This is a genomic window from Labilibaculum sp., assembly GCF_963664555.1.
Taxonomy (GTDB): Bacteria; Bacteroidota; Bacteroidia; order Bacteroidales; family Marinifilaceae; genus Labilibaculum.
Genome location: NZ_OY761461.1, coordinates 2,066,109 through 2,092,726 on the forward strand (window position 1 = coordinate 2,066,109; position 26,618 = coordinate 2,092,726).

Genomic DNA, 26,618 nt, shown 5'->3' on the forward strand with positions numbered 1-26,618 from the left:
ATTTAATGTCTTTACGGTTTAATCCTTCTTTTGTTGGCTGGTTTTTTATTTTGAGATGGATAAGGATAGATCTGTTAGCTGATATTTCCTTTTAAACCCAAATTATCAGCAATTTTTTGCATGCCTTCAATACATCCCTGAATCAAGTCAGGAATTTCTATGTTGAGCATTTCAGCTCCCCGTGCTATAACAGTTCTGTCTACACCAGCTGCAAATCGTTTGTTCTTCCAATTTTTTTGTACTGATTTTACTTTTACATCCAATACCGATTTTGACGGACGGATTAAGGCGGTAGTGGTTACCAAACCGGTTAATTCATCAACAGCATAAAGTGTTTTTTCAAGTATTGTTTGAGGTTCAACCTCTGTGCAGGTCAACCATGCATGACTCTCAACCGCTCTAATATATTCTTCGGGCCAATTCTCAGATTCTAATATTTCTCTGGTTTTTTTACAGTGCTCTTCAGGATATTGATCCCAATCTAAATCGTGCACTAATCCTATAATGCCCCATTTTTCTGCGTCTTCATTGTTTTTTATAGCGTAAAACCTCATTACTGCCTCTACAGCTAATCCATGTTTGATAAGACTTTCAGATTTGGTGTGTTTTTTAAGAAGTTCGAATGCTTCCCCGCGAGTTGGTGTGTATGACATATGTTGTAAGTTAAGAGTAATGAATTTCTGCACTCAAATTAGTTAAAAATAGTTAGCAGGCAATTGTTCGCTTTCAAAAAACAAGATTAAACATATCGAATATATCTGTATTTAAATTTTCTGCACTATTCTTTTTTATACTAAATTTAAATAGTAGATTTAAGACTCGAAAGTCTTAATTTAAATAATATGAGTAATCAAAACAGCACAAGAAGAGGATTTTTTCAGAAACTGGGTCTGACAGTGGGGGCTGCAGCATTAATTGAAACGGAAGCTTTGGCAGATATCAACTTAAACCGTTTTTCATCGGAAGAGGATCGGAACAGTTTTTTATTGACTTATGAGACCTGGGTAAACGATTATATTGAAGTGGTTGAAAAAGAGAAGTTGTCAAAATCAGACATTTCCAATAAGCACCGGATCATGAAATTATCAGATCAAGCCAGTGGATGGCAGGAGCAGATTAAAGAATATTTGCAACATGATGATTTTAAGAACAAATACATTTCACTTTCAAAGAAATTTGCAGAATCTATAACTCCTGAACTGGAGGCTTAAATACAGTCTTTTATATCAATTATTTTATCAGAATTAAGTAAGAGTGATGTTTTGCATCACTCTTTTCTTATTGTGTAGTCTACTCAATAAGTGGTGTTACCAGTATTTCATTTCTGCTGATCATTATGTGCCAAAAAGATAGGAACAGAATCGGAGCTTAGAAATGTCAAGGGGGTAATTTCTATTCACCTAAATCCTAAAAATAGCAACCAATCTGCTCCTAATTTTGCTAACTTTGGGTTTCAAAATTGATTATTGTTATGAATAAAACAAAAGCATGGATTCATGCATTTCGATTACGTACATTGCCTTTGGCGCTCTCCAGTATCTTTTTGGGAAGCTTTTTAGCTGCCTCGAATCACTCGTTTCGTTTCAAAATATTTATTTTAGCAACTCTTACAACTTTGTTTCTTCAGATATTATCAAATTTGGCGAATGATTTGGGCGATTCTATTTCCGGAGCGGACAATAGTGAGCGGGTTGGGCCTGAAAGGGCTGTGCAGAGTGGCGTTATCAGTCATAAGGAAATGAAAGGTATGCTCGTCATTTTTGTTTTGCTTTCGCTATGTTCCGGATTGTGGCTTTTGTATGAAGGTATGCAGTTAATCAATCTGAAACAAGGAGCTGTAATGTTGGTGATTGGACTTGTGGCTATTGCGGCGGCAATAAATTATACCGTAGGAAAAAATCCTTATGGTTACAGTGGTTTTGGAGATTTGTTTGTCTTTCTGTTTTTTGGTTTGGCAGGTGTTTTGGGCACTTATTTTCTTCACACCGGAAACATATACTGGAGCCTGTTTTTGCCAGCAATTTCGGTAGGATTACTTAGCGTAGGAGTTTTAAATTTAAACAACATGCGCGATATAGATAATGATGCAAGAACCGGGAAAATGACACTTGTTGTGAAGATGGGGACTGCTAATGCGAAGAGGTATCATTTTACACTTCTTTCCACTGCCATGATTTTACCTTGCCTGTATACTATTTTTAACTGGCAGTCAGCTTTTCAGTTTTTATTCTTGTTGAGTTTTCCGTTTATTGTGCGAAATGTTTGGCACGTATTTAAAAATGAAAATGCCCGCGATTTGGATCCGGAATTAAAACGACTTGCAATATCCACCTTACTATTCAGTCTTAGTTTTGGTTTAGGATTGGTACTTTAATTATCGATTTGATAAGGTGAAATGAGATTTCTTTGACAAATCTCACATCTTTTATCTCACATCTCATAAATATGCTTAAAGCAGATTATCAATATTATCCACTTAAATTCAAACAAGCCAGCGGAACTTCGCGGGGAATTTTAACACAAAAGGATTCGTGGTTCATTCGTATCTGGGATGATAAAAATCCTGATGTGAAGGGTATTGGCGAATGCTCCATTATTCCAGGATTAAGCAGCGATGATAGACCTGGCTATGAAAATAAAATCAAAGAAATTTGTGAGAGCATAGATGATTATTGGTATTATCTGGAGGATGGATTAACAGAATGGCCTTCGATTTATTTTGGATTGGAGACTGCCTTTCTGGATTTTCAGGCCAAAGGGAGTAAAGTTCTTTTTCCCTCCGATTTTACAAATGGGAAAGCCCAAATTCCTATTAACGGATTGGTTTGGATGGGTGATTCCGGCTATATGAAAGAACAAATTCAACAAAAGCTGGAAGATGGTTTTGATTGTTTGAAACTAAAAATAGGAGCCATTGACTTCAAGGAAGAAATTAATCTTTTACAGTCTATCCGTAAAGATTTTGGATCAGATAAAATTGAGTTGCGGGTTGATGCAAATGGTGCATTTTCACCTGTTGATGCGTTGAATAAACTGAAGGTCTTATCCGAATTTCAGATTCATTCTATCGAACAGCCAATAAAAGCCGGACAATGGAAGGAGATGGCGGATTTGTGCTTGGCTGGTCCTCTGCCAATTGCTTTGGATGAGGAATTGATTGGCGTGCATACTCAGAGTTTGAAGAAGGAACTTTTAGATGCAATTAAGCCTCAATACATTATTCTGAAGCCAAGTCTTCTCGGCGGTATAAAAGGAAGTCAGGAATGGATTGATTTAGCTGAGGAAAGAAATATCCCTTGGTGGGTAACTTCAGCATTGGAATCTAATATTGGATTAAATGCTATTGCTCAATGGACTTATACGCTTAATAATTCAATGCCACAAGGATTAGGAACCGGGCAAATTTACAGCAATAATATAGTGTCACCTCTTTTTATGCACAAAGGCTTTTTGGCCTACGATATTTGTGGAAAGTGGGAAATTTAAAAGTGAGAATTTAAGCATGCGTGAACTAACGATAAATGGGATTCTGTATTCCGAAGAAGAATTGGTCAAACATTGTAATAGTCAATTATTGATCAGTGATTTTCAGTGGGAGCGGGATGTTTATTCCTTTATTTTGGAATGGTTGGATGCAAAAGAAAGCATTTCAGCGAAAACTTCCGGTTCAACAGGTAAACCCAAAGCGATGGAGTTATCGAAGGAAAGGATGCTGAATTCGGCCCAACTTACCGGAGAGTATTTTAAATTTGAAAAAGGACAAACAGCATTGCTCTGTTTGTCTACTAATTTTATTGCTGGAAAAATGATGGTTGTGCGTGCTTTTTTATGGCAGTTGAACTTGATTTTAGTAAATCCCAATGGACATCCGCTTGAAAAGTTACGATCGAAAATTGATTTTGCCGCTATGGTTCCGCTTCAGGTGATTAATTGTATAAAAGAGGGGCTTAATTTTGCTTCGATTTCTAATTTATTAATTGGTGGAGGAGCTGTAGATGCTTATTTAGAAGATCAATTACAGGAGTTGCCAGTCAAATGTTTTTCAAGTTATGGCATGACAGAAACAGTTTCTCACGTGGCTCTCAAGCCTCTTAATGGAGATCAAAAATCGAATTTTTACCAAGGATTGGGTAATGTAACTTTTTCTTTGGATGAAAGATCTTGCTTGCAAATTGAAGCTTCGGAAGTTCTTGCCGGGTCAATCTGCACAAATGATGTGGTAAACCTGATTGACGGGAAACATTTTATTTGGCTTGGGCGATACGATAATGTTATCAATTCAGGTGGTGTTAAATTGTTTCCTGAGCAAATAGAGGAAAAGCTAAAGGGAATTATCGATGAGCCTTTCTTTATTAGCGGAGTGGCGGACCAACTTTTTGGTCAGAAATTGGTATTGGTAATTGAAAAAGACAATCCATCTTCCAAATACAAATCCAATTTGTCCGAAAAGATAAGAAGCTTGCCCGGTAAATACGAACAAGCCCGTGATATTTTTTTTATTCAAGAATTCAAACGAACTTCTAATGGTAAGCTTCAACGCGAAGCTACAATGTCTTTGCTTAAATTATCCAGATAAGTAAGCAGTCTTTTAAAATCCTGAGGAATGTTTGTGTTTAATTGATTGCTCTTCTCAAATTCTTTGGCTTCTTTCAAAAAAGATTTGTAGTATTTAGAAATTAAAGAATTTGCTGAACTTACTTTTGCTGGTAATTCAGTCTTAGTTTGAACTAAATAATAAGATTTTGGCTGTTGAAAATCTACTTTGCCTTTAGTTGACGGTATAAAATATTTTGCATAGATTTTTTGACCACCACTGTATAATTTTTGAAGATATCCACAAGTCGTATCTTTTTTCACAAGATATTTTTTATATTCAAAACATTCTCCGTTTATGTTAATTTCTTTTAGTTTTTCGGGTGATTTAATAATACTGTGTTGTGAACCAATTTTACATTCCATAACATCCGTCTTTATATTGTAACGAATTTTGATTGAATTTAGTTCTCTGTTTTCAGTAGTTATAAGTTTAGATAGCTCGAATTGAGGCTCTTGGTAGTTGTTTTGTTCTTCAGTAACATCATCTAAAACAACTTTGTAATGCATAATTCCCAGATTTGGATAATCTTTCCAAACTGAGCTTTCTTGTGAGAATGCTGGAATTGTTATAAAGTAAATTAGGAGTGGAGAAAGTAGAAGTTTAATCATTTTTAAATTTTTGGTTGAAACAGTCAATATAAAAATACAATAAAAAATGATAAGTAGTTGATTTATTGTTGAGTTGAAAACAGGATTTGATTAAGTTCTGGTTTGTACCATGTGAAAAATGCTAAACTCTAAGGGAAGATGGGGATTTATTTGGTAAACAAAAAAAAGAGGATGTCTCATAACAAAGTAGACATCCTCTTTTTCATGATCTTTTGTTTTTTTGAGATTAAACTGCCTTATACTGCTTATTTGTTTTTGGAAGTCTTTTTTACCTCCAATATGCAAAACAGAGGTTTCATATAGAGGAAATAGGACTTCAAAAGAATTAAGAAAGGCCGTTAGGCCACTTTTCTACTATTCATTTTCTTAAGATTTATGGCTAGAGCCAATAATCCCATTTCGATTTCTACTTTTTCTTTGCCACGAAGTAAAAATCGTTTAAATCCTTTATTGTGTTTAAGGTTACCAAAAGCGGCCTCTACATCAACCGGTCTTTGACTCCTGTGCTTCAATCCTTCTTCTGAGGTTAAATGTTCTCGTGCTTTACTTCTTAATTCGTTAAGTCGGTGATTAATCTGAATCGTTCGATTACCTTTTGCTTTGTGACACATCCCCCGAAGTGGGCATCCGTTACAGTTTTGAGCTTGATAAACATGGATTGTCTTAAAATGACCGGCTTGGCTTTTTTCCTTTTTTATCTTCTTAAGATTCATTACTTGTCCCATTGGGCAGTAGTAAATATCCTGTTTAGAGTCGTAGAATAAATTGTTGGGGTGAAACTCGCAATAAGTTTTGGCTCCCTTCTTTTGTTCTTTATGAAAGTAATTGTATTTCACAAAAGAGGTTAATCCTTCCGCTTCAAGAAATTCATAATTCTCCTCAGACCCATAACCGGAATCTGCACATACGCTGTTTAGTTTGTCTGGATACAACTGTTGAACCTCTTTCATATGAGGTATAAAGGTTTTTGTATCGGTTGGATTATTATGGTTTGAATAATTTACAATGAATTGATTTTGTGTGCTAAACTGCAGGTTATATCCTGGTTTTAGCTGACCATTTTGCATATAGTCATCCTTCATTCGCATAAAGGTTGCATCCGGATCCGTTTTTGAATAACTATTTCGCTCTTCCAATATCTTTAGCTTTTGCTCGTTTTTTCGGAGATTATCAGCATAATTCTTCTTGGCATAGTTGAGTTGCCGGCGTTTCTTAGCATCCACTTTCTTATCCCTCAAGGCCTCATTAATTGTCTCAATGGTCTGCTCTATTTTTTCTGGATCAACATCACTTAAATCGGGCTTACTTACATTTGCTAAATCCGATTTGGCTACCTGCTCTGTATAATCCCAAAGTTCCCCCAACCGATCCTTCATGCGTTGGATATTCTTTTGAATGGCTTTACCCCAAACAAACGAAAACTTATTTGCATTGGCCTCGATCTTGGTGCCATCGACATATATGGTTTGTAGATCAATATGTCCGGAATCTACCAGTAACAGGACTACTTGACTGAACACTTCCTTTAAAACACCTTTTAATCGACTGCTTCTAAAGCGGGCAATCGTATTGTGATCTGGCTTTTGCATCCCTGACAACCACATGAAATGTACATTTTCTGATGCCGCCTGCTCTATTTTTCGAGAGGAATATACATTACACAAATAGGAATAAACTAATAACTTAAGCATCATTTTGGGATGATAGGCCTTTGCTCCCGTATAACTGTATTTTTCAAGGATACGATCTATCTGGACACCATCAATAATACTGCTGATGGTACGAACAGGGTGTTCAGATGATATGAAATCCGAGAGAGAAGGCGGAAAAAGAATCATCTGGTTTTGATGATAGGCTTTGAAATGAGATTTTTGAGGGACTAATTTCATATCTCTAAAATAAGAAATCAGTGATAAATATAAAAAACTATAAAACGAAAAAGAGACTATCTCATTTGAGACAGCCTCTTCTAATTATTTTTGTTTCAATTTATCTTTAAAAGCCTTTTTAAATTTTTCTTGTTTTGGCTTAATTACGAAAGTACAGTAGGGTTGTTGAGAGTTATTATTAAAATAATCCTGATGATAATTTTCTGCAGGATAAAAAGTTGCAGCTGCTGATATCTCTGTAATTATTGGATTGTCCCAAGCACCAGATTCATTTAATTTCTTCTTTAGTGTTTCTGCCAGTACCTTTTGTTCATCATTATTGTAAAAAATGACAGAACGGTATTGTGTTCCAATATCAGCACCTTGTTGGTTCAATGTGGTTGGATCATGAACTTGCCAAAAGACTTCAAGAAGTTCTTTAAAACTAATTACTGTTGGATCATATGAAATCTGGCAAACTTCGGCATGACCAGTTTCTCCTGAGCAAACTTGTTTATAGGTTGATTTTTCCTTCCCTCCCATGTAGCCCGATACAACAGCATCAACTCCTTTTAGTTCTTGGAAAATTGCTTCAACACACCAAAAGCATCCCGCTCCAAATGTTGCTAATTCTAAATCTTTCTTTTCTTTTGTCATTGTGTTTTTTCCGAAAATAGTTCCGGAAAGCAGAACAAAGAGTATTAGTAATAACTTTTTCATTTCTTCCGGTTTTTATTTGTAATCAGTCTAAAGATAGCTCTTGAATGATTAATTTCAAAATTAAAAGATCTCAAAGTCTGAAATTGTTTGATGTATTTTCTTGATTATATTTGAGTATGATTAAGAATAAGAAAATAGTTGGAATTGTATTATCAGGAGGGAAAAGTTCCAGAATGGGAAGTGAGAAAGGCTTGGTTGAATGGAAGGGAAAACGCTTGATTGAATATTCTATTGAAGCTTTGCAACCAATATGTGACCAACTGTTGATTAGTTCAAATATGGATTGCTATAATTATTTGGGATATCCGATCATTGAAGATGAAATTAAAGAGTGTGGTCCAATAGGAGGAATATATTCCTGCATGAAAGCAGTAAAGGCTGATTATTATCTTGTTATTTCTTGTGATGTGCCAAATGTTTCCTTTCTTCTATTTGCTGATTTATTAAAAAATATTGCTGATTTTGATGCAATTTTTCCTGTTGATAAGGATAGAAGGAAACAACCTTTAATAGCTGTTTATAGATCTTCTTGTAAAGATATAATAGAGAGAGAGTTATTTCAAGGTAATTTTAAGATGATGAAATTATTAGATTTGCTGCATACCGGAACTTTTCAAATTTCGGAAGAATTACCGTATTATAATTCAACAATGCTATCAAATGCCAATTCGCCCAAGGATATAAATTTGTTATAATTTAATGTTTTTATTAAGGAAATTGATCGGTAATTTGAAAGAATATTTTTGTAGAGAGAATATTCTCAATATCAGCATAAAAGGGACTTGCAGGTCCTATTTTAGAGTCTATTAAAGAAAAATTACAACAAATATAATTTAGTAAAAATCTAAATAGTTATATGTTTGTTTGTATCAGCGTCTTTTGTGGCTTTTCTTTTTTTAGATCAATTACAAAGTAGGCTTTCATGCTTTACAACATATTCTCGAATTGCCTTTTTACATATGTTTACATCCATAGATGTATGTTTCTACATGTGTTTATGTGTATAAGTTTAAAGTATTCACAACATGAAAAGCAGAAGACAGTTTTTGAAAATTAGTTCTTTAAGTGCAGCCGGATTGGTTTTTGGGGGAGGTTTATTGGAAACATTTGCCAATAATCTACTGAAGAACAATCAATCTTATTTTAAAGGACCTTACGATTTCGCGCGTACTCCAACTTATTGCGAGGTGTGTTTTTGGAAGTGTGCTGGATGGGTACATAAAGATGAAAACGGTAGAATTAAGAAAATCATCGGAAACGATGACGATCCCAATTGTAACGGAAGGTTTTGCCCGAGAGGTACCGGAGGTGTTGGAATGTATTTCGACAAAGATCGTTTGCAGACTCCTTTAATCAGGACCGATGAAAGAGGAAAGCAAACATTTAGGGAAGCTACCTGGGATGAGGCTTTTGATTATATAGCTTCCAAAATGAACAAAATTAAAGAGGAGCATGGTCCGGAATGTACGGCCTTGTTTACTCACGGTTCAGGAGGAAAATATTTCGGTAATCTGTTAAAAGGCTTTGGTTCCAATAATATAGCTGCACCTTCTTATGCACAATGTCGTGGTCCTCGTGAAGTAGCTTTCTTAGCGACTTTTGGACAAGGAATTAATTCTCCTGAGAATACAGATATCCGGGATACAAAATGTTTGGTTTTAATCGGATCTCACCTTGGCGAAAATATGCACAACGGGCAAGTTCAGGAAATGTCAGATGCTATTGATAAGGGAACTACAATAATAACAGTTGATCCTCGTTTTTCAACGGTTGCAGGGAAATCAAAACATTGGTTGCCAATTAAACCGTCAACAGATATTGCGCTTCTTCTTTCGTGGATGAATGTGATCATAAACGAAGAATTATTTGATAAAAAATATGTAGAAAAGTATACATTTGGTTTTGATCAGTTAAAAGCCTATGTGCAGCCTTTTACCCCTGAGTGGGCCTACGGAATCACTACAATAAAGCCTCAACAGATACGTGATACCGCCCGTGAAATGGCAAATGCAGCTCCGGCAGTAATTGTTCATCCGGGTAGACATGTTACCTGGTACGGAGATGATACGCAAAGATTACGCGCAGTGGCTATCTTGAATGCTCTGTTAGGTAGTTGGGGGCGAAGAGGCGGATTTTATAATCCAGAGAAAGCTTCTGTTCCTCATTTTCATTTGCCTGATTTCCCAAAGCCAAATAAGAACTGGCGAGATGCGATGGGTGGAAAATATAAATTGGCCGATTTAGCTCTGGCTTCAGGTGTATGTGATGCATCAATACCAAGCCCGGAAATGAGTTGTTCAATTAAAGGGTGGATCGTGAACGGAACCAACTTGATTAATACTTTACCCGATCAGAAGAAAACCATAGCCGCTATCCAAGCTCTTGATTTATTGGTAGTCGTTGATACTATGCCAATGGAAATTACCGGTTATGCCGATGTGGTTTTACCTGAGTGTACTTATTTGGAAAGATATGATTCTTTGCGGATATCACAGGGAAGAGTTCCTAGTATAGCTCTGCGAATGCCAGCTGTTGATCCATTGTACAATACAAAACCAGCCTTTTGGATGGCTCGTGAATTGGCTAAGAAATTAGATTTACTTCAATATTTCCCGTTTGAAACTATAGAAGAGGAGATTGATTGGGAATTAAAACAAGTAGGTTCTTCATTGGAAGAAATGCAACGTGTTGGAGTGAAACTTTTGGATCGTGAAGCCGACGATTTGTATTTTGGAGAAGGTGAGGATGTCGAATTTAATACCAATACAGGGAAAATAGAGTTGTATTCAACGGCTTTAGAAGAAGAAGGATTTGATCCGATGCCTGTGTTCACACAGCATCCGGAACCAAGTGAAGGGTTTTATCGATTAATATATGGCCGGGCACCAATGCATACTTTTAGCCGTACGGCTAATAATCCAAATCTTACTGACTTAATGGACGAAAACTCAGTTTGGGTGAATCCTAAGGTGGCTAAAGAATGGGATTTGAAAAATGATCAATACGTTTATTTAGAGAATCAGGATGGCGTAATTTCAGATTTTAAAATAAAAGTAAGAATTACTGAACGTATCCGTTGGGATTCTGTTTATATGGTTCATGGTTTTGGGCATGCCGATAAGCGTATGACAAGAGCCTTTGGAAAAGGAGTGAGCGATACCCAGATGATTACCAATGTAATGATTGATCCAATCATGGGAGGAACAGGAATGCGTGGGAATTTTGTGACATTTCGATTTGATAATAAAAAAGCGGAGGTGTAAGCTATGAGATATGCAATGGCTATTGATACGAAAAAGTGTGTAGGCTGCAGCGACTGTGTAGTAGCTTGCCAAACCGAAAATGATGTTCCAATTGGATACTGCCGGGATTGGGTGGTGGAGGTAATGGATGGAACCTATCCTCAACTGGAAATTGAAATGCGTTCTGAACGATGCAATCATTGTGAAAATTCACCTTGCGTGCGTTGTTGCCCAACCGGAGCCAGTCATTATTCTGATGGAGGAATTGTTTTGGTAACAAAGAATGAATGCATCGGTTGTAGTGCCTGTATTACATCATGTCCTTATGATGCCAGATATGTTCATCCCGATGGATATGTGGATAAATGTACATTCTGTTTGCATAGGGTGAAAAAAGGAATGCAGCCTGCTTGTGTTGCAGTTTGTCCAACAAAGTGTATGTATTTTGGTGATTTGGACGATCCAGGAAGTGAGGTTTCTAAAGTTTTGAAAAAACGAAAGTACAAGACCCTAATTCCTGAAGCTGGAACAAAACCTCAATTGTATTTCCTAATCTGATAAAACAAAGAAAATGAGAGAAGAAATAATTGTAAGTGGAAGAAATAACCCACTCATCGATCCTCAGTTACACGTTTGGCACTGGGAAATCCCAACTTATCTGTTTTTGGGTGGTTTGGCAGCAGGTTTGATGTTTTTTGCAGCTTTGTATTACCTGAGAGGCAGAGAAAATGATTACCGGACAGCAGTGAAACTTGCTCCAATGATAGCTCCAATTGCTTTAGCTTTAGGTCTGATTGCTTTATTTTTGGATCTTCATCATAAACTTTATTTTTGGAGGTTGTATACTACGATAAGATTAGAATCGCCCATGTCGTGGGGAGCGTGGACTTTAATGGTGGTTACACCTGTTTCGATCATCTGGAGTGCCCTTCACATAAAGGAACTGTTTCCAAATTGGGATTGGAAGTTTGATTTTGCGAAAGAACTCATTGCATTTTTTCAGAAAAATAAGAAGGTATTGGCTTGGATCATGCTGATTTCATCAGCGATACTGGGAATTTATACTGGAATTTTATTTTCTGCATTTAATGCAAGACCATTATGGAATACATCTATCATGGGGCCTTTATTTTTAGCATCAGGATTGTCGGCTGGTTCTGCTGTTGTTATCTGGATGTCAAAAAATCATGCAGAACGGAAGCGGTTTGCTCAATTGGATTTAATGATTATTGGAATTGAATTATTCCTAATCATACATATGTTTATGGGATTTTTGGCTAGTACTCAAGTTCAAATTGATGCTGTAAATTTATTTTTAGGCGGTACATACACAGCTTCATTCTGGGGATTTGTGGTCATTTTAGGTATGATTGTTCCTGCAATTCTGGAAGGTCTGGAATTAAAAGGGTATAAAATTCCTGTAGCTATTCCAGTTGTGTTGGTTCTATTTGGAAGTGTAATGCTTCGATTCATTATTTCGAATGCAGGGCAGGCAAGCCGATGGCTTTATTAAAGGAAAATGGATGACTAAAGAAAATGTTTAAATATTAGGAATTAGAACTTATTCCTAATCTCAAACATTAAGATAAAAAAACAAAAAATAATAATTATGAGCGAAGTGATAAAAACAAAATACCTAAATCCATATGTTGGTGGGGTATTGCTAGGCCTCGTACTTTTAGCCGCAAATTTTGTTTCCGGCCGTGGATTAGGAGCAAGTGGTGCAGTAAAAAGTGCAGTAGTAACCACAGTGAATGCGGTAATGCCTTCTCACACTGAGAACTCTGCGTTTTACGTTGAATATAAAGAATCTCATCCTGGAAATCCAATGAAATCCTGGTTGGTTTTTGAAATGGTAGGGGTCTTAATTGGTGGGTTTCTATCAGGAGCTTTTGCCAAACGTTTAAAATTTAAGGTTGAGCATTCACCAAAAATTACTTCCAAGCGAAGAATAATATTTGCCGTTTTAGGTGGTATATTATTTGGTTTTGGATCTCAGTTGGGAAGAGGTTGCACCAGTGGATCAGCCTTAAGTGGTATGGCTGTTTTATCGGTAGGAGGATTTCTTACGATGGCGTTTATTTTTGGAACAGCTTTCGCCTTAGCTTACTTTTTCCGTAAAAACTGGATCTAAATTTTAAACGTATTTAAACTTATTTATTATGGGACCATTAATAGTTAACGAAATAATTTCACCAAACACCAATTTGTTAATTGCCATGCTAATTGGAATTGGGTTTGGTTTTGTATTGGAATCAAGTGGATTCTCATCTAGTCGTAAATTAGCAGGAATGTTTTATGGCTACGATACCACTGTATTGAAAGTGTTTTTTACAGCGGCAATTACCGCAATGATTGGAATGTTGTTTTTCAGTTTGTTCGGATGGATCGATTTGAGTTATGTCTACGTTAATCCTACTTACCTAACTTCGGCTATGGTTGGAGGTGCAGTAATGGGGGCTGGTTTTATTATTGGAGGATTTTGCCCTGGTACTGCTTTCTGTGCTTTGTCAATTGGTAAATTGGATGCTTTGGCTTTTGTAGGAGGTTTAGTTCTCGGAATTATCTTTTTTACAGAAGGTTATCCTCTGTGGGAGGATTTGTATAAAGCCAACTTTATAGGTGCACCAACAATGAACGAATTGCTTGATATTCCTCGTGGAATATTTGCATTGGGATTGATTTTGGTCGCTTTTGCTATGTTCTGGGTAGGTGAATGGGCTGAAAAAAAATTCCCTCGTGAGGAATATTAATATTCTTTGGGATATTTTGACTAAAGTAAATAAATGATTTAACTGTGATATACAGTCAGTTAACCTTATAAAAAACAATCGTATGAAAATGAGATTGATATTGGCATCTGTACTTATTCCATTAGGAATTATTATTGCTGCAGTGCCTGAAAATACGACCAAGCCGTTTCGTTTAACTGCTGGTGAATTGCTTAATGAGATACATGAAGGAACTCAATTTATAAGCACCGATCAAATCGCTGATATGTTGGTGCAAAAAGATCCAAGTCTTCAATTAATTGATGTACGTGCTCAGGCAGAGTTTGAAAAATATAATCTTCCGGGATCTGTTAATATCCCGCTTTCTGATCTTTTATCGGAAGAATGGAATGATTTTTTAGATCAAGGCGTAAAAATGAATGTGTTTTATTCCAATGGCAATTTGAAGGCAAATGAAGCCTGGATGATTACTCGCCAGTTGGGATTTAAGAATAATTACGTTCTTCAGGGTGGTTTAAATTATTGGGCTGAAACGATTCTTAATCCACAAGCTCCAAAATCTGTTCTTGCTGATGATGAAATTGCAAAATATGATTTCCGTAAAGGGGCAAGCATGGCTCTTGGAGGAGGGAATGCTGTTGTTTCGAATAGTAATGAAAGCAGTACAGCAAAACCACCTATCGTGAAAAAGAAAAAGAAGAAAAAAGTCGCTGGAGGATGCTAATTTTTGCATTCTTATTAAAAAGCCTTTTCGATTAATTTCGGAAAGGCTTTTTTTTGAATAGTATTTTCATATGCGTGCTGTAATGAAGAGATATGTCGATGAGATTGCAGGTTAAAATCTGTTTAGATTTTGATTTGTGAATACGTTTGTATGTTGCTTATTTACATTCAGTTAAAATAATAGGTTGATAAAAAAAAACAACTTTGCAAACTGCTAATATTTAGATAGTTTAAGATGTGTCAGGCTCGATATATAGATATATGATATAAAACATATATGGATGAATATAGAGTTTGTATTTTGTTCTGGAATCCTAATTATATCAAACTAAATAAAAAACAGAAAATGAAAAATAGTATTAAGATTATTTTTTCGGCTTTAATTGTGATGGCTGGAATCTTTTCGACTCAGTCTGTTAAAGCAACAGATGGTTATTTTGGCGTTGGCTACGGCGCTCAAAATAAAGGTTTAGCTGGTGCAGGTATTGCATGGTATCAAAATTCTTTAATCAGTGGTAATCCTGCTGGTCATGTTTTCCTGGGAACACAATATCAGGTTGGTGTTGGTTTTTTTAATCCAAATCGTGAATACACAGTTACAGGAAATCCTTCTGGAATGGATAATACTTTTGGTTTACTGCCAGGAAATGTTGAAAGCGATTCTAAATTATTTTTGATGCCCAGTATGGGAGCCAATTGGATGATCAATGAGAAAAGTAGTTTCTCTGCTACATTATTTGGAAATGGTGGAATGAACACTAACTATGCACCAACAACCATGCCTGATGGTAGTAAAATGGGAACTTTTGGTAGTAATGGTAAAACAGGAGTAGATTTGGGGCAAATGTTTTTAGGTTTAACGTACTCTAGAAAAATAGCAGAAAAGCATAGTTTTGGTATTACCGCTTTATTGGCTTACCAATATTTTGAAGCAAAAGGTATTGCTGCTTTTGGACAAATGTCAAGCAATCTTACAAAATTGTCTGATAATGGGCATGACAATGCATTTGGTTACGGTGTGAAGTTCGGATATCTTGGGGAGTTGGCTAAAGGATTACACCTTGGAGCTAGTTACCAAACCATGTTGTACATGAGCGAATTTGATGATTATGCCGGTCTTTTTGCAGAGCAGGGGGATTTTAACATTCCATCTACATGGACTGTTGGTTTGGCTTATGAAATCAACGAAGATTGGGCTGTAATGATTGACTATAAAGCGATCAATTATACAGATGTAGCTTCTGTTTCAAATAAAATGCGCACCCCAATGGATCCTGCATTCTCTCCTTTAGGAACAGATAAAGGTTCAGGTTTTGGTTGGCAAGACATAAATGTTTGGAAATTTGGTGTAGAATATGCTGGCATTGAAGGATGGACTTTAAGAGGAGGTTATTCTCATTGTGACCAACCAGTTCCTGAAACGGAAGTAATGTTCAATATTTTAGCTCCGGGAATTATCGAAGATCATATTACTTTGGGTTGTTCAAAGACTCTGGGTGATTCAGGAAAAGCACTTCACTTGGCATTGGTTTATGCATTGCCTGCGAGTGTAAAAGGATTCAATCCTATGGATTTTGATGCTGCTCAAGCGATGCAAGGAAATATGATTCCTAATCAAACAATTGAATTGGAAATGAACCAATTCGAAGTAGAGATTGCATTTACTTTTTAATACTACATACTGAAGTAAAAAGAGGTTTTCTTTCACGGAAACCTCTTTTTTTTAATGTTCTAATATGGGTTCAAAAAGAGAATTTATTTTTTTATTTTACCTGGAAATAAATGATTATATAATCCTTTCAATACATCTTTAAATGGTTCGGGTTGCACTCCAAGTTTTCTGTTTTCCTGACTAATCTCAAATACCAATTTCATGTGTTTAATAATTTCCTGATAGGCCTTAAAAAGAGAATAATCAGGATCATAAATATGAGCAGGCTCCGAGTTTGTCCCATTTAATTCAATTATCTTGATATTATTACCATTGTAAAGATCTTCCAGGCTGTTTACTTTCAAATCAAACCGACCATAGTAATAACCATCAAGAGGCTGAGCAATTTCACGAAAAACGTTAACCAGCCGGTCATTAATTAAATGATTTCCATCCAGAAATTTTGTGCCTCGGTTATGATTTCCAATAGGCTCCAGTTTGTAGGTAATACCCGATGGAATAATTTGATTCCATTTCGAATGATATTTCTTTTTTAAATAGGAAATTCTGCTTTTAGCCCGAACGTTTTCAGTTAGTAATTCACTAAATCTGGATTTTCCATTTCCTGTGATTTTTAAGAATTCTTTTCTTACTATTGAAGTGATTCCATCCTTTGAAGAGATTGGGAACCGATGATAAAAAACACCCAATTCAATCGGAAAGTCAATAAATTCCTGAACAAGAATATCCTCATTTTGAGTTTGTAAAAACAGGTTTAAATCTTGTTTGTTATCAATCTTTTCAACACCAATACCTCTTTCTCCAACATTAGGTTTGCAAACAACTGGGAAATCAAATTCATGTTCAATCATTCTCGCATAAACAGTCTCTGTAATTTCACCCTTTATCGAAAGAAACCCTTTGGGGATGTATTTAGGGTCAATAAAATTGAGCATTTTTATTTTATCCATTCCGAAAGCACCCCCGAATTTCATGCTTGGGTTGGCGGCTGTGAAGTAGGAAAACGAATGAGCTTTTATTGCTAAATAAATTCCATATCCGTATACTGGAAAGTAAAACATCCAGAAAGGCCAGAATTCAAAATGAAACCATTTTGACAGGAAAAAGGGTAGTTTTATTTTCATCCGCAGCAAATCTTTTTTTTGTGAGAGTTTGTTCTAATTAATGCTCTTAAGAATATTGATAATTAATTGGGTAGATAAAGCATTTATTTAAGACTGAAAATACAGATTTATGCAATTCATCCGACATCGATTCATTTATAAAACTGTTTTCTATGAATTATTTTCATATTTTGATATCTTTCCATAGTATCCAATAATTTACAGAAATTCATTTTTATGCAAACAGTCTCTGTCTCTAAAATCATAATCAATCAGCTAATTGACCTTTGTGAGAAACTTTCTACAAAACAGTATTCTGCTTCGTTGCATCTTTTGATGAATAATTCGATAGGAAAACACATTCGTCATATTGCAGAGTTTTACGATATTTTAAAGGATAGTTGCAACGCAGATTCTGTTCTGTGTTACGATAATAGAGAGCATTGCAGTAGAACTGAAACAGAAAAAAAAGTGGCTGTAAAAAGATTTAAAGATGTCCTGAATTGGTTGAATGATATTGATGAAAATTTGATTCTTAAATTGAATGTAAGTTACGACAAGGTTGCAAATGAAGGTTTTGATATCGATACCAGTTTGCAAAGAGAATTGGTCTACAATATTGAACATGCCATTCATCACATGGCAATTATTCGAATTGCGATAAAACAGGAATTTCCTGATATTGAATTGGACAAGCACTTTGGAGTAGCTTATTCTACCATCAGATTTAGAGATGATCTATGTGCACATTAACCTACATACCTATTGGCCCGGATGATTTTTTCTTCACTACAAATAGAGATGAAAATCCAAAAAGAGAAGCCGAATTTCCTAAAGAATATCTTATTGGAGAGTCATTTGTACTTTATCCAAAAGAAAAAACTGCTAAAGGAACTTGGATGATGTGTCATGAAAATGATTTCGCGCTTTGTTTGTTGAATGGAGCCTTTGAAAAACACATATATAAACCTCCTTATAAAAAGAGTAGGGGTGTTATGGTTCTCGAATTTTTAGAATTTGCATCAACCATTGATTTTCTTAAATATTACGATTTTAGTGGGATGGAACCATTCACTTTACTTGTTTTAAAATATAAAGACTCACGAAGTTTGGAAGAGATACGTTGGGATGGAGAAACATTTCACTATCGGAGGCTGAATTCCTCAAAGCCTAACATTTGGTCATCCTCTACTTTGTATAATAAAGAAGCTCGGGAAATGCGTCAACACTGGTTTGATAATTGGCTTGGCAAGTGTAATAATTTTTCAAGTGAAGAAATACTCAGTTTTCATAAAACAACAGGTAAAGATGATACTTTTAACGGATTAGTGATGAATCGGAATGAGAAAGTGAAAACTCTTAGCATAACACAAATCCGGCGAGAGAACAAGATTGTTTCGATGCATCACCATGACTTAAAAAAGAATAAATCCCGATATGTTTGTTTTAGCAAAAAGAGCCTCATTTGAGGCTCTTTTTAAGTTTAGTTATTTTCCCGGACATTGAGAAATAATTCCTGGATCCAGATCTTGGTTACCATATGATTTATCGAAACTGGCAGAAAATTTATTTGCTAAATTTTCGGCTGTTTTTTGATATTCGTCTTTGTTTTCCCAAGTGTTAATTGGGTTAAGAATTTCGCTTGGTACATTTTCACAAGCCGTTGGAATGTTTAAGTGAAATAATTTATTCTCAATAAAGTCTACTTTATCTAATTTGCCTTTTAAAGCCGCATCAACCATTGCTCTGGTGTACTTTAGCTTTATCCTCGATCCGGTGCCGTATGAACCTCCGCTCCAACCTGTATTAATCAGGAATACGTTGGTATTGTGTTTATCCATCTTGTCGCCAAGCATTTCGGCATAAATGTTAGGATTACACGGCATGAATGGCTGACCAAAAAATCTCGAGAAGGTTGCCTGAGGTTCTGTAACTCCCGTTTCAGTACCTGCTAGTTTTGAAGTGTATCCCATTAAGAACCATAACATTGCCTGTTCCTTGCTTAGTTTTGATATTGGTGGAATTACTCCATACGCATCTGCAGTTAAAAACAAGATTGTATTGGGATGGCCGGCTTTCGAGCTTTCCTTTATATTATTAAGGAATGAAAGAGGATAACTTGCTCTTGAATTAGGAGTGAATCTATCATCGAAAAAATCGATCTCTCCATCAGGGTAAATCATTGCATTCTCAATGATTGCACCATGTTTAGTGTAATCAGCCTCATGCATTACAGCTTCATAAATTTCAGGCTCATTTTCTGGTTTGATATCGATCATTTTTGCATAACAGCCATTTTCAAAATTGAAAATACCTTCATCACTCCAGCCATGCTCATCATCTCCTAGTAAGGCTCTTTCCGGATCGGCAGATAAGGTTGTTTTTCCTGTTCCTGAAAGTCCTAATAATAGGGCTGAATCACCATTTACCCCTTCGTTAGCTGAACAATGTAGAGGCAATACTCCTTTAAAAGGAAGATAGTAATTCATTACTGTAAACATTAACTTTTTCATACTTCCCATATAAGAGGAACCATAAACAATGCCAATCTTCTTATCAAAGTCCACTACTACACAGATGTCGGAAGTTTCTCCATTTGGTTGGTTACGAACCAAACCTTTGTAGCGATCTTTATCCAATTTGTCTTTTGGCAGAGCAATCAAAAAGAATTGCTCATCAGCAAAAATTGATTGGTTGATGTCATCAGGAGTTGGTCTAAACATATTGTCAATAAAAACCTGACTTAGTGCTTTATCGCAAATTGTTTTTACACGCAGTGCATATTTAGAATCTGCACCAATTACTCTGTCTGTTGTAAATATAGTTTTCTTCTTACCTATTACTTTTAAGGCATCTTCAAAAATCAACGCAAACGTTTGCGGATTCATGCCGATATTATTAGGCGAAGACCAGTCTATATTTAACTCACTTTCCGGATTTCTTACAATGTAAGTATCCTTAGGACTTCTTCCGGTCGAATTCGAAGGAGTCCAAGTGGCCAATGCACCATTTCTGGTTAAAACGGCCTCTTTGTTATCTACTGCTAAAGATATAAGAACTTCTCTTGGTAGATTTTCCTGAATGTTGGAATGCAGTTTTAACGATTTTTTTAAATCTTCAATCATGCTAATTTCAATGGTGTTCATGTAACATTTTTTTAGGTTTGGTATTCAAAAGTATGACTATATATAGATTAATCCTACTATGTAGATATTATTTTTGCATTTTTGTTGTATTATTTTTCAATAAGATTTTGTAGTTTTACCGTGGCGAAGATTGGTTCGAACATGTTCATTAACAGTAGGTTTAGTAGGGTTATTACTTTATATTGTTGATTAAGAAAATCTTCACTGCCTGAATTACAATCGTTTGCATTGATAATATTATTATAAGCAAGACTCTTTTTTATCTTTAGAATAATGCAGACAAACCTTTCATTAAATTATTACAGAACTGATTTTTTTTTGAAAAAAAAACCTCCAAAAGTAATCTTTTGAAGGTTTTAAAAATATGCGTACTGTATTTTAACCGTTATTATTTTCAATAATGGTCATTTTTAATACAAATTAATCTTTTGAACGAGGATGGAAATTTTTAATAGTTTCCTTTAAGTATTCTCTATCCAAATGAGTATAGATTTCTGTAGTAAGAATAGATTCGTGTCCTAACATTTCTTGCACAGCTCTTAAGTCAGCTCCACCTTCAACTAAATGAGAAGCGAAAGAGTGACGGAATGTGTGAGGAGAAACATTTTTCTTCAATCCAACTTTTTTAGATAGATTTTTAATAATAGTAAAAATCATAACACGAGAAAGTTTACGACCTCTTCTGTTCAAGAAAAGAATGTCTTCACTGTCCTTATCGATATTTAATTTTCCACGGTAGCTCTTAAGATAGATTTTGATCTCTTTTTTCGCTTTTTTTCCGATTGGAATTAAACGCTCTTTGTTACCTTTTCCATGAATTTTAATAAAACCCATTCTAAAATGCAGGTTAGATACACGCAAGTCAATTAATTCTGATACACGTAATCCACAAGAATATAGTGTTTCAAGAATTGCTCTGTTTCTTTGACCTTCAGCTTTATTCATGTCAACAGCCTTAACCAAAACATCAATTTCTTCCGTTGTTAAGGTGTCAGGTAGTTTGCGGCCAATTTTTGGAGCCTCTAACAATGCAGTAGGATTCTTTTCAATAATTTCTTCCAGTAATAAGTATTTAAAAAATGCTTTAATACCAGAAATAACACGAGCTTGAGTTCTAGGACTTGTACCTGCATCATTAATCCAGGCAACAAAATCTTTCAAGTGTTGAAGAATAACTTCTTCCGGAGCAACCTCCATGTTCTTTTCTCTAAAGAAGGTTGTCAGTTTTGTAATGTCATTAATATAAGCATCTACTGAGTTCTTGGAAAGATTCTTCTCCAAAGTTAGGTAGGTCTTAAAATTTTCAATTGTTGTTGTCCATTTCATTTTATTCAGTTTTTAGTATGTAGTTTAGTTGTAAGTAATACCATTTTATTATTAGTTTTACTCAAGTACTAATAATATACGAATTCTTTATGATAAAACTTGTCTGCAATTTAAAAAAATATTACGTAAGCTGACAATTTTTTTTACACTTCTTTATGTTTAACCTTAAAATACTTTGACAAGATGAATTTTTTAATCATTAATGGTCCCAACTTAAATTTGCTCGGAACCCGTGAAAAATCTATATATGGAGAGGTTTCCTTCGAAACTTATTTTGAACAGCTACAGGTGTTATATAGTAAAATTAAACTCGAATATTACCAGTCTAACATCGAGGGGGAATTGATAAATGAATTACATCGTGTAGGTTTTAGTTATGATGGAATTGTTCTCAATGCAGGAGCATACACTCATACCTCTCTTGCCCTTGCTGATGCTATATCTGCTGTAAATACACCGGTTGTGGAAGTTCACATTTCTAATGTACATAAAAGAGAGTGTGTAAGGCATTCTACCATGATCGGGAAGGCTTGTTTAGGTACTATTTCAGGTTTCGGAATGGATTCATATCGATTAGGAATCGAGGGGTTATTAAATTATTGTGACAAAAGGTAATATTTTTTTGATAAATGATTTTTTTTTGTATGTTTTATATTATGGGTAAGTAGTTGATGGCTTATTAAATTGGTTTTGAGAAATTGAGTATCTTTGCCATGCCAAAACTAAAATTGAAAGAGTTACTCGATGAAGAAGCACACGAAAATTATTGCTACTATTTCCGACAAAAAATGTGATGTCGAATTTTTGACAGAGTTGTTTGAAGAAGGAATGAACGTAGTTCGACTAAACACGGCTCATCAGACTCATGATGATGCTATGAAGGTTATTGAGAATGTACGAAAAGTATCTGATAGGATTGCTTTGCTCGTAGATACTAAAGGACCTGAGATTAGAACTGTTGATGTTAATGATGAAATTCACCTTAAAAAGGGCGATTTAATTAAGATGAAAGGGAACGACAACCTTCCTTGCACAGAGTTGTGCATAAAGGTTAGTTATGAGGATTTTGTAAAAGATCTTGAAATCGGAAAGAAAATATTAATTGATGATGGTGAATTAGAATTGTTAGTAGTTGATAAGGATGAGCAATTTTTGACCGTGGAAGCACAAAATGCAGGACCCGTTAAAAATCGCAAGAGTATAAATGTTCCTGGTGTATCAATCAATTTGCCATCTTTGAGTCCTAAGGATATTGAATTTATCCATTTTGCGATTGCTCAGGATATTGATTTTATTGCTCATTCATTTGTTCGTAACAAACATGATGTTCTTCAAATTCAAGGAATTCTTGATCAGCAAAATTCAGGGATCAAAATTATTGCAAAAATTGAAAATCAGGAAGGGGTTGACCATATTGATGAAATATTGGAACATGTATATGGTATCATGGTTGCCAGAGGTGATTTAGCTATTGAGATTCCTGCCCAAAAAATTCCTGTAATTCAACGAAAAATTATTCGCAAATGTATTGAGAGAAAGAAGCCTGTAATTATTGCCACACAAATGCTTCACTCAATGATTAATAATCCAAGACCAACAAGAGCAGAAGTTAGTGATATTGCCAATGCCATTTACAATAGAACCGATGCTATCATGTTAAGTGGTGAAACTGCTTATGGAGATTATCCTGTTGAAGCGGTTCGGGTAATGAAATCGGTAGCAATTGAAGTTGAAAAGGAGCTTTATCCAGATACAAAACAGAATTTTGTGAGAAGTAATCATGAACTTTCAGCTATTCTAGCTCGATCTGCAGTAAAAGCATCGCAATTATTACCGGTTAAAGCAATTGTAACCGATACTCTAACAGGTCGGACAGGAAGATATTTATCTGCTTATAGAGGAACACTTCCAGTTTATGCATTGTGCTATTCGAAGCGTGTAATGAGAGAATTAGCTCTTTCGTATGGCGTTGAAGCGAGTTATCGTAAATTGCTTGTTAGTCGTGATGAGTATGTAAAGCAAACCATGTTTTCCCTAATGGATCAGGGATGTTTTAAAAGCGAGGATATGGTTATTATTATAGGTGGTAGTTTTGGTCCTTCCAAAGGAGTATCATTTATGGAGATCAGTGTTGTTGATCAATTAACTCATAAAGTGTAAAGATATATTCAGAAAAAAAATGCGAATCGTTATGGTTCGCATTTTTTTTCTAATAGCGTAAGTAAATAAGAACAAGGGCTATTCCAATACCTATACCTGTAATTACCAAATTGAAGCTTTTTCGATCTGTTTTAAAAATCAACATGAGCAATGATGATAAAAGCAGGCTGCAGAATGAAATTAAAAAATAGGAGACTGAAGCTCCCAGATTATATCCTGTAAATGGATATAAAGAGAATGAGCTTCCATAAACATTTTTATAATGTAAGTTGATTCCAATTCCAAGAACAATCCCAATCAAGGCAAAGAAATTATATTTTATGGTTGAAGCAGAACCCTGACCGCTAATCAGGTTTTGAATTCCCACCATTAGAATTGAGATGGCCAAAATCAATTTGACGGTTCTGCCGGAAAAGTTTATGATTGAAAAATTACAAAGAAGGAGTCCAGCAATTGAGCCAATAACCAAGGCAAGTAAAAGTGAAAAATATGCTTTCCAGTCTTTTAATTGAAAGGTGATTCCGAACAATACCAAAAGCATAAAAGGTTCGAATGAAGAAAAATAAATCAAATGATAAAATGCTGATTCAAAGCTTGATAGTATAGTGTTCATTTTTTGTTTATTTCCATTTTATAACTACACGACAATTTTCAATGTCCGTGTTTTTGGTTTTGATTACAATTTTTGAGGTGTTGTCACTACTCTTGTTGAATATCTCAAGAATCTGATCAAGTTTGGCCTCGTGCAAGTAATTTATCTCCAATTCGTGAATTGTTTTATTCAACAAGATTTCAGAAAGGCAAGAGTCTATTGCCCACTTTATATATTTTACATTATTCACATGCTGATAGAAATCCAGATCACTATAGTGAATGTGCAGATCTTCTACGTAATTCCCTTCTTCAAGTTGTTGTAATTTACCTAGGCTATGTTCAAAGATAGGATCTTCAGAGTTGACTGGCATTTTAGCAACAATTTTTTGTGGTCTAATCAATCTTTTTGTTTTCGTATTAAGCACCAGCCACGAAGAGGTCGCCTGACCGATAACATCTCCTTTCATGTTATAAATCCGGTATTCCCGATTTCCAAACAAACCATCCGCTCCAATCGACCAGGTTTCAATATCAATATTATCTTTCCACTTGGGAGTTGTAAAAATTTGAACTTTTAATCTTGATAAAATCCAAGCCAAATTATTGGCTTTTAAATCATCAATGCCTTGATTGATTAAATCTACGTGATATCCGGCAATTTCCTGAAAATAATTGCAGATACTGGTGAGTTTTGCTCTTCCATTTAGGTCTGTATCAAAAGATCCAATTCGGAAGGTTTTTCGGTATTTTCTTATGTCGGTGTTTGATATATTCATTACAGTAAACGAGTTCTGATTTTTTTTACAATGTATAGTGATCTTAAAAGGAGAAGAACTACAAAGGGTAATATTTCGTTAGGAAAAGATTGCGGTATAAATGCCCAGCTTCCCAATATCACTATGAGTATTATTGAATGCAGTAAAAAGTAATAATAAGCTAGCAAAGAGGATTTTTTTCGGAGTAATGCAAAAACCATTGGGAAGTGAAGAGGGAAGGCCCAAATAATATTCCAATTAGGTCCGGTGGCCTGATGATCTGTAAAAAACCATAAGAAAATAATAATCCAGCCCAGCAATCCGCAAATGCCAAATATAAAAATATCAAAAATGAAGAGATCTTTGTCTTTTTTTAGATATACAAGACTAAATATTAGTCCAATTAAAGCTAACATACCAAAAACAAAAGCTGGTCTTTGATACCAAATAGTTATTTTGAAATCGAGGGCTGGTTTTAAGATCACATTGGTAGATTTTACCAAGGGTTTAATTGTCCCGTTTGTACTGATTTTGGCATTTTCGAAGCCCAGCATCATGTTGTCTGGTAAGAACATATATTGGTAAGGAGTCGCCTCAGCATCACAAGGTATTCCTAGAGCTAAATGGATTCCTAAAAATATCCAACGACTTTTTTGCATGAATGGATCTAATAGATTCCAAAAGGATTTCGGTTGATCCGAAATTGTGTCGAAAAGAATTGTGCCTGATGTGTTTTCACTAACAATATCCCGAATTCGTGTAGAGCAATTGTCAAAAAGAAAATCGTATCTGTAATATCTGTTTTCAGGTTGGTAATTTTTTAATAAAGCGGTAAACAGTTTCTGCTTCTCAATACTATCAAGATTTAGTTTCTGCTCAACAATCCCTCTTTTCTCATAAATGTATCCGTTTTTAAAACGATCAAACGTTGTGTAGGATAACATATAGTCTAATTTGCCTCTTGCGAATTTCGGATAAAAATTAGGGGTGTTGAAATTGAAAGTACCGTAACCAAAAACCAAATCTATTTTTTTTTCTTCATCTTTTATTCGTAATGCAGAATGACCAAATTGTGAATATAGTTCATCTCCCGGAGAACAGGTGAGAAGACTGATTTCTGCATTCTTTGATAAATTTTGTCCTGATATATGATTGCCAATTGGCAGCAACAAAAATAGAATCAATAAGATACGGAAAGAGGTTGTTTTTAATGCCATAATAGTAAATGTTTACCCTTCGAAGATAAGTATTTTATGAATATTCCGAATGCTTTCAATTTTATAAAATATAGAAAATAGAGCAGATTATTATTACAAATAAAAGTCACATGATCTGGTTTGGTTGACTGATGAATTACCACTTATTTATATGA

Annotated in this window: 26 protein-coding genes; 16 read left to right on the forward strand and 10 right to left on the reverse strand. The window is 35.1% G+C overall.

Annotated features, from left to right (window positions below):
- Positions 1–74: 74 nt before the first annotated feature.
- Complete coding sequence (locus ACKU4N_RS08110) at positions 75–653, reverse strand: HD domain-containing protein (RefSeq protein WP_321322302.1); 579 nt, start codon at positions 651–653, stop codon at positions 75–77.
- 189 nt (positions 654–842) lie between these two features.
- Between ACKU4N_RS08110 and ACKU4N_RS08115 the strand changes: the two genes are divergently transcribed.
- The 4 genes from ACKU4N_RS08115 to ACKU4N_RS08130 all read left to right on the forward strand — a co-directional run bounded on the left by ACKU4N_RS08115 (position 843) and on the right by ACKU4N_RS08130 (position 4,576).
- The gene (locus ACKU4N_RS08115) at positions 843–1,211 is read left to right on the forward strand and encodes a hypothetical protein (protein ID WP_321322304.1); all 369 of its coding nucleotides are present in this window, start codon (positions 843–845) and stop codon (positions 1,209–1,211) included.
- 260 nt (positions 1,212–1,471) lie between these two features.
- Positions 1,472–2,374 (forward strand): 1,4-dihydroxy-2-naphthoate polyprenyltransferase, encoded by a 903-nt coding sequence (locus ACKU4N_RS08120; protein ID WP_321322306.1) that lies wholly within the window; start codon positions 1,472–1,474, stop codon positions 2,372–2,374.
- A gap of 71 nt (positions 2,375–2,445) precedes the next feature.
- Positions 2,446–3,486, forward strand: coding sequence for an o-succinylbenzoate synthase (locus ACKU4N_RS08125; protein WP_321322308.1), 1,041 nt, complete (start codon positions 2,446–2,448; stop codon positions 3,484–3,486).
- 16 nt (positions 3,487–3,502) lie between these two features.
- Entirely contained in the window at positions 3,503–4,576 is a 1,074-nt protein-coding gene (locus ACKU4N_RS08130) for an AMP-binding protein (RefSeq protein ID WP_321322309.1), read from the forward strand.
- Here the strand turns inward: ACKU4N_RS08130 and ACKU4N_RS08135 are convergent.
- The 3 genes from ACKU4N_RS08135 to msrA all read right to left on the reverse strand — a co-directional run bounded on the left by ACKU4N_RS08135 (position 4,534) and on the right by msrA (position 7,730).
- Positions 4,534–5,103: a hypothetical protein gene (locus ACKU4N_RS08135; protein WP_321322311.1), complete on the reverse strand. Its 570-nt coding sequence runs from the start codon at positions 5,101–5,103 to the stop codon at positions 4,534–4,536. The genes ACKU4N_RS08130 and ACKU4N_RS08135 overlap by 43 nt on opposite strands.
- Before the next feature lie 440 nt (positions 5,104–5,543).
- Complete coding sequence (locus tag ACKU4N_RS08140; RefSeq protein ID WP_156197454.1) at positions 5,544–7,094, reverse strand: IS1182 family transposase; 1,551 nt, start codon at positions 7,092–7,094, stop codon at positions 5,544–5,546.
- Between the two features lie 84 nt (positions 7,095–7,178).
- Entirely contained in the window at positions 7,179–7,730 is a 552-nt protein-coding gene (gene msrA, locus ACKU4N_RS08145; protein ID WP_321322313.1) for a peptide-methionine (S)-S-oxide reductase MsrA, read from the reverse strand.
- A gap of 179 nt (positions 7,731–7,909) precedes the next feature.
- Here msrA and ACKU4N_RS08150 point away from each other — a divergent pair, with 179 nt between their 5' ends.
- The 8 genes from ACKU4N_RS08150 to ACKU4N_RS08185 all read left to right on the forward strand — a co-directional run bounded on the left by ACKU4N_RS08150 (position 7,910) and on the right by ACKU4N_RS08185 (position 16,162).
- Entirely contained in the window at positions 7,910–8,488 is a 579-nt protein-coding gene (locus ACKU4N_RS08150) for a molybdenum cofactor guanylyltransferase (RefSeq protein ID WP_321322315.1), read from the forward strand.
- Positions 8,489–8,818: 330 nt separating this feature from the next.
- Positions 8,819–11,056 (forward strand): molybdopterin-containing oxidoreductase family protein, encoded by a 2,238-nt coding sequence (locus ACKU4N_RS08155; RefSeq protein ID WP_321322317.1) that lies wholly within the window; start codon positions 8,819–8,821, stop codon positions 11,054–11,056.
- 3 nt (positions 11,057–11,059) lie between these two features.
- Entirely contained in the window at positions 11,060–11,593 is a 534-nt protein-coding gene (locus ACKU4N_RS08160) for a 4Fe-4S dicluster domain-containing protein (protein ID WP_321322319.1), read from the forward strand.
- A gap of 13 nt (positions 11,594–11,606) precedes the next feature.
- A complete protein-coding gene (gene nrfD / locus ACKU4N_RS08165; protein ID WP_321322321.1) occupies positions 11,607–12,548 on the forward strand; it encodes an NrfD/PsrC family molybdoenzyme membrane anchor subunit in 942 nt (313 codons plus the stop codon).
- 96 nt (positions 12,549–12,644) lie between these two features.
- Positions 12,645–13,169, forward strand: a complete 525-nt coding sequence (locus tag ACKU4N_RS08170) for a YeeE/YedE thiosulfate transporter family protein (protein ID WP_321322322.1) — start codon at positions 12,645–12,647, stop codon at positions 13,167–13,169.
- A gap of 28 nt (positions 13,170–13,197) precedes the next feature.
- Positions 13,198–13,788, forward strand: coding sequence for a YeeE/YedE thiosulfate transporter family protein (locus tag ACKU4N_RS08175; protein ID WP_321322323.1), 591 nt, complete (start codon positions 13,198–13,200; stop codon positions 13,786–13,788).
- Positions 13,789–13,870: 82 nt separating this feature from the next.
- The gene (locus tag ACKU4N_RS08180) at positions 13,871–14,491 is read left to right on the forward strand and encodes a rhodanese-like domain-containing protein (protein ID WP_321322325.1); all 621 of its coding nucleotides are present in this window, start codon (positions 13,871–13,873) and stop codon (positions 14,489–14,491) included.
- Positions 14,492–14,836: 345 nt separating this feature from the next.
- A complete protein-coding gene (locus ACKU4N_RS08185; RefSeq protein ID WP_321322326.1) occupies positions 14,837–16,162 on the forward strand; it encodes an OmpP1/FadL family transporter in 1,326 nt (441 codons plus the stop codon).
- Positions 16,163–16,245: 83 nt separating this feature from the next.
- Here the strand turns inward: ACKU4N_RS08185 and ACKU4N_RS08190 are convergent, their stop codons facing one another.
- A complete protein-coding gene (locus tag ACKU4N_RS08190) occupies positions 16,246–17,286 on the reverse strand; it encodes an ATP-grasp domain-containing protein (RefSeq protein ID WP_321322328.1) in 1,041 nt (346 codons plus the stop codon).
- A gap of 216 nt (positions 17,287–17,502) precedes the next feature.
- On the opposite strand from ACKU4N_RS08190, the gene ACKU4N_RS08195 reads away from it, so the two are divergent.
- Both ACKU4N_RS08195 and ACKU4N_RS08200 read left to right on the forward strand, forming a co-directional pair.
- Positions 17,503–18,018, forward strand: coding sequence for a DinB family protein (locus tag ACKU4N_RS08195; RefSeq protein ID WP_321322329.1), 516 nt, complete (start codon positions 17,503–17,505; stop codon positions 18,016–18,018).
- Positions 18,006–18,734 (forward strand): NRDE family protein, encoded by a 729-nt coding sequence (locus tag ACKU4N_RS08200; RefSeq protein WP_321322331.1) that lies wholly within the window; start codon positions 18,006–18,008, stop codon positions 18,732–18,734. The genes ACKU4N_RS08195 and ACKU4N_RS08200 overlap by 13 nt, the downstream gene beginning before the upstream one ends.
- 18 nt (positions 18,735–18,752) lie before the next feature.
- Here the strand turns inward: ACKU4N_RS08200 and ACKU4N_RS08205 are convergent, their stop codons facing one another.
- Both ACKU4N_RS08205 and xerD read right to left on the reverse strand, forming a co-directional pair.
- Positions 18,753–20,411 carry a phosphoenolpyruvate carboxykinase (ATP) gene (locus ACKU4N_RS08205; RefSeq protein ID WP_321322332.1) on the reverse strand — a complete coding sequence of 553 codons (1,659 nt, stop codon included), beginning with the start codon at positions 20,409–20,411 and terminating at the stop codon, positions 18,753–18,755.
- Positions 20,412–20,831: 420 nt separating this feature from the next.
- The gene (xerD, locus tag ACKU4N_RS08210) at positions 20,832–21,737 is read right to left on the reverse strand and encodes a site-specific tyrosine recombinase XerD (protein ID WP_101310857.1); all 906 of its coding nucleotides are present in this window, start codon (positions 21,735–21,737) and stop codon (positions 20,832–20,834) included.
- Between the two features lie 183 nt (positions 21,738–21,920).
- On the opposite strand from xerD, the gene ACKU4N_RS08215 reads away from it, so the two are divergent.
- Positions 21,921–22,352: a type II 3-dehydroquinate dehydratase gene (locus tag ACKU4N_RS08215; protein WP_321322334.1), complete on the forward strand. Its 432-nt coding sequence runs from the start codon at positions 21,921–21,923 to the stop codon at positions 22,350–22,352.
- Between the two features lie 129 nt (positions 22,353–22,481).
- Positions 22,482–23,897, forward strand: coding sequence for a pyruvate kinase (pyk, locus tag ACKU4N_RS08220; RefSeq protein WP_321322336.1), 1,416 nt, complete (start codon positions 22,482–22,484; stop codon positions 23,895–23,897).
- A gap of 49 nt (positions 23,898–23,946) precedes the next feature.
- On the opposite strand, the gene ACKU4N_RS08225 is transcribed toward pyk, so the two are convergent.
- From ACKU4N_RS08225 to ACKU4N_RS08235, 3 genes are read right to left on the reverse strand one after another with little or no spacing between them, the layout of a single operon-like run.
- Positions 23,947–24,510 (reverse strand): HupE/UreJ family protein, encoded by a 564-nt coding sequence (locus ACKU4N_RS08225; protein WP_321322338.1) that lies wholly within the window; start codon positions 24,508–24,510, stop codon positions 23,947–23,949.
- A gap of 7 nt (positions 24,511–24,517) precedes the next feature.
- Entirely contained in the window at positions 24,518–25,267 is a 750-nt protein-coding gene (locus ACKU4N_RS08230; protein WP_321322340.1) for an acyl-[acyl-carrier-protein] thioesterase, read from the reverse strand.
- Positions 25,267–26,463, reverse strand: coding sequence for an Lnb N-terminal periplasmic domain-containing protein (locus ACKU4N_RS08235; protein ID WP_321322341.1), 1,197 nt, complete (start codon positions 26,461–26,463; stop codon positions 25,267–25,269). The genes ACKU4N_RS08230 and ACKU4N_RS08235 overlap by 1 nt, the downstream gene beginning before the upstream one ends.
- Between the last annotated feature and the right edge of the window lie 155 nt (positions 26,464–26,618).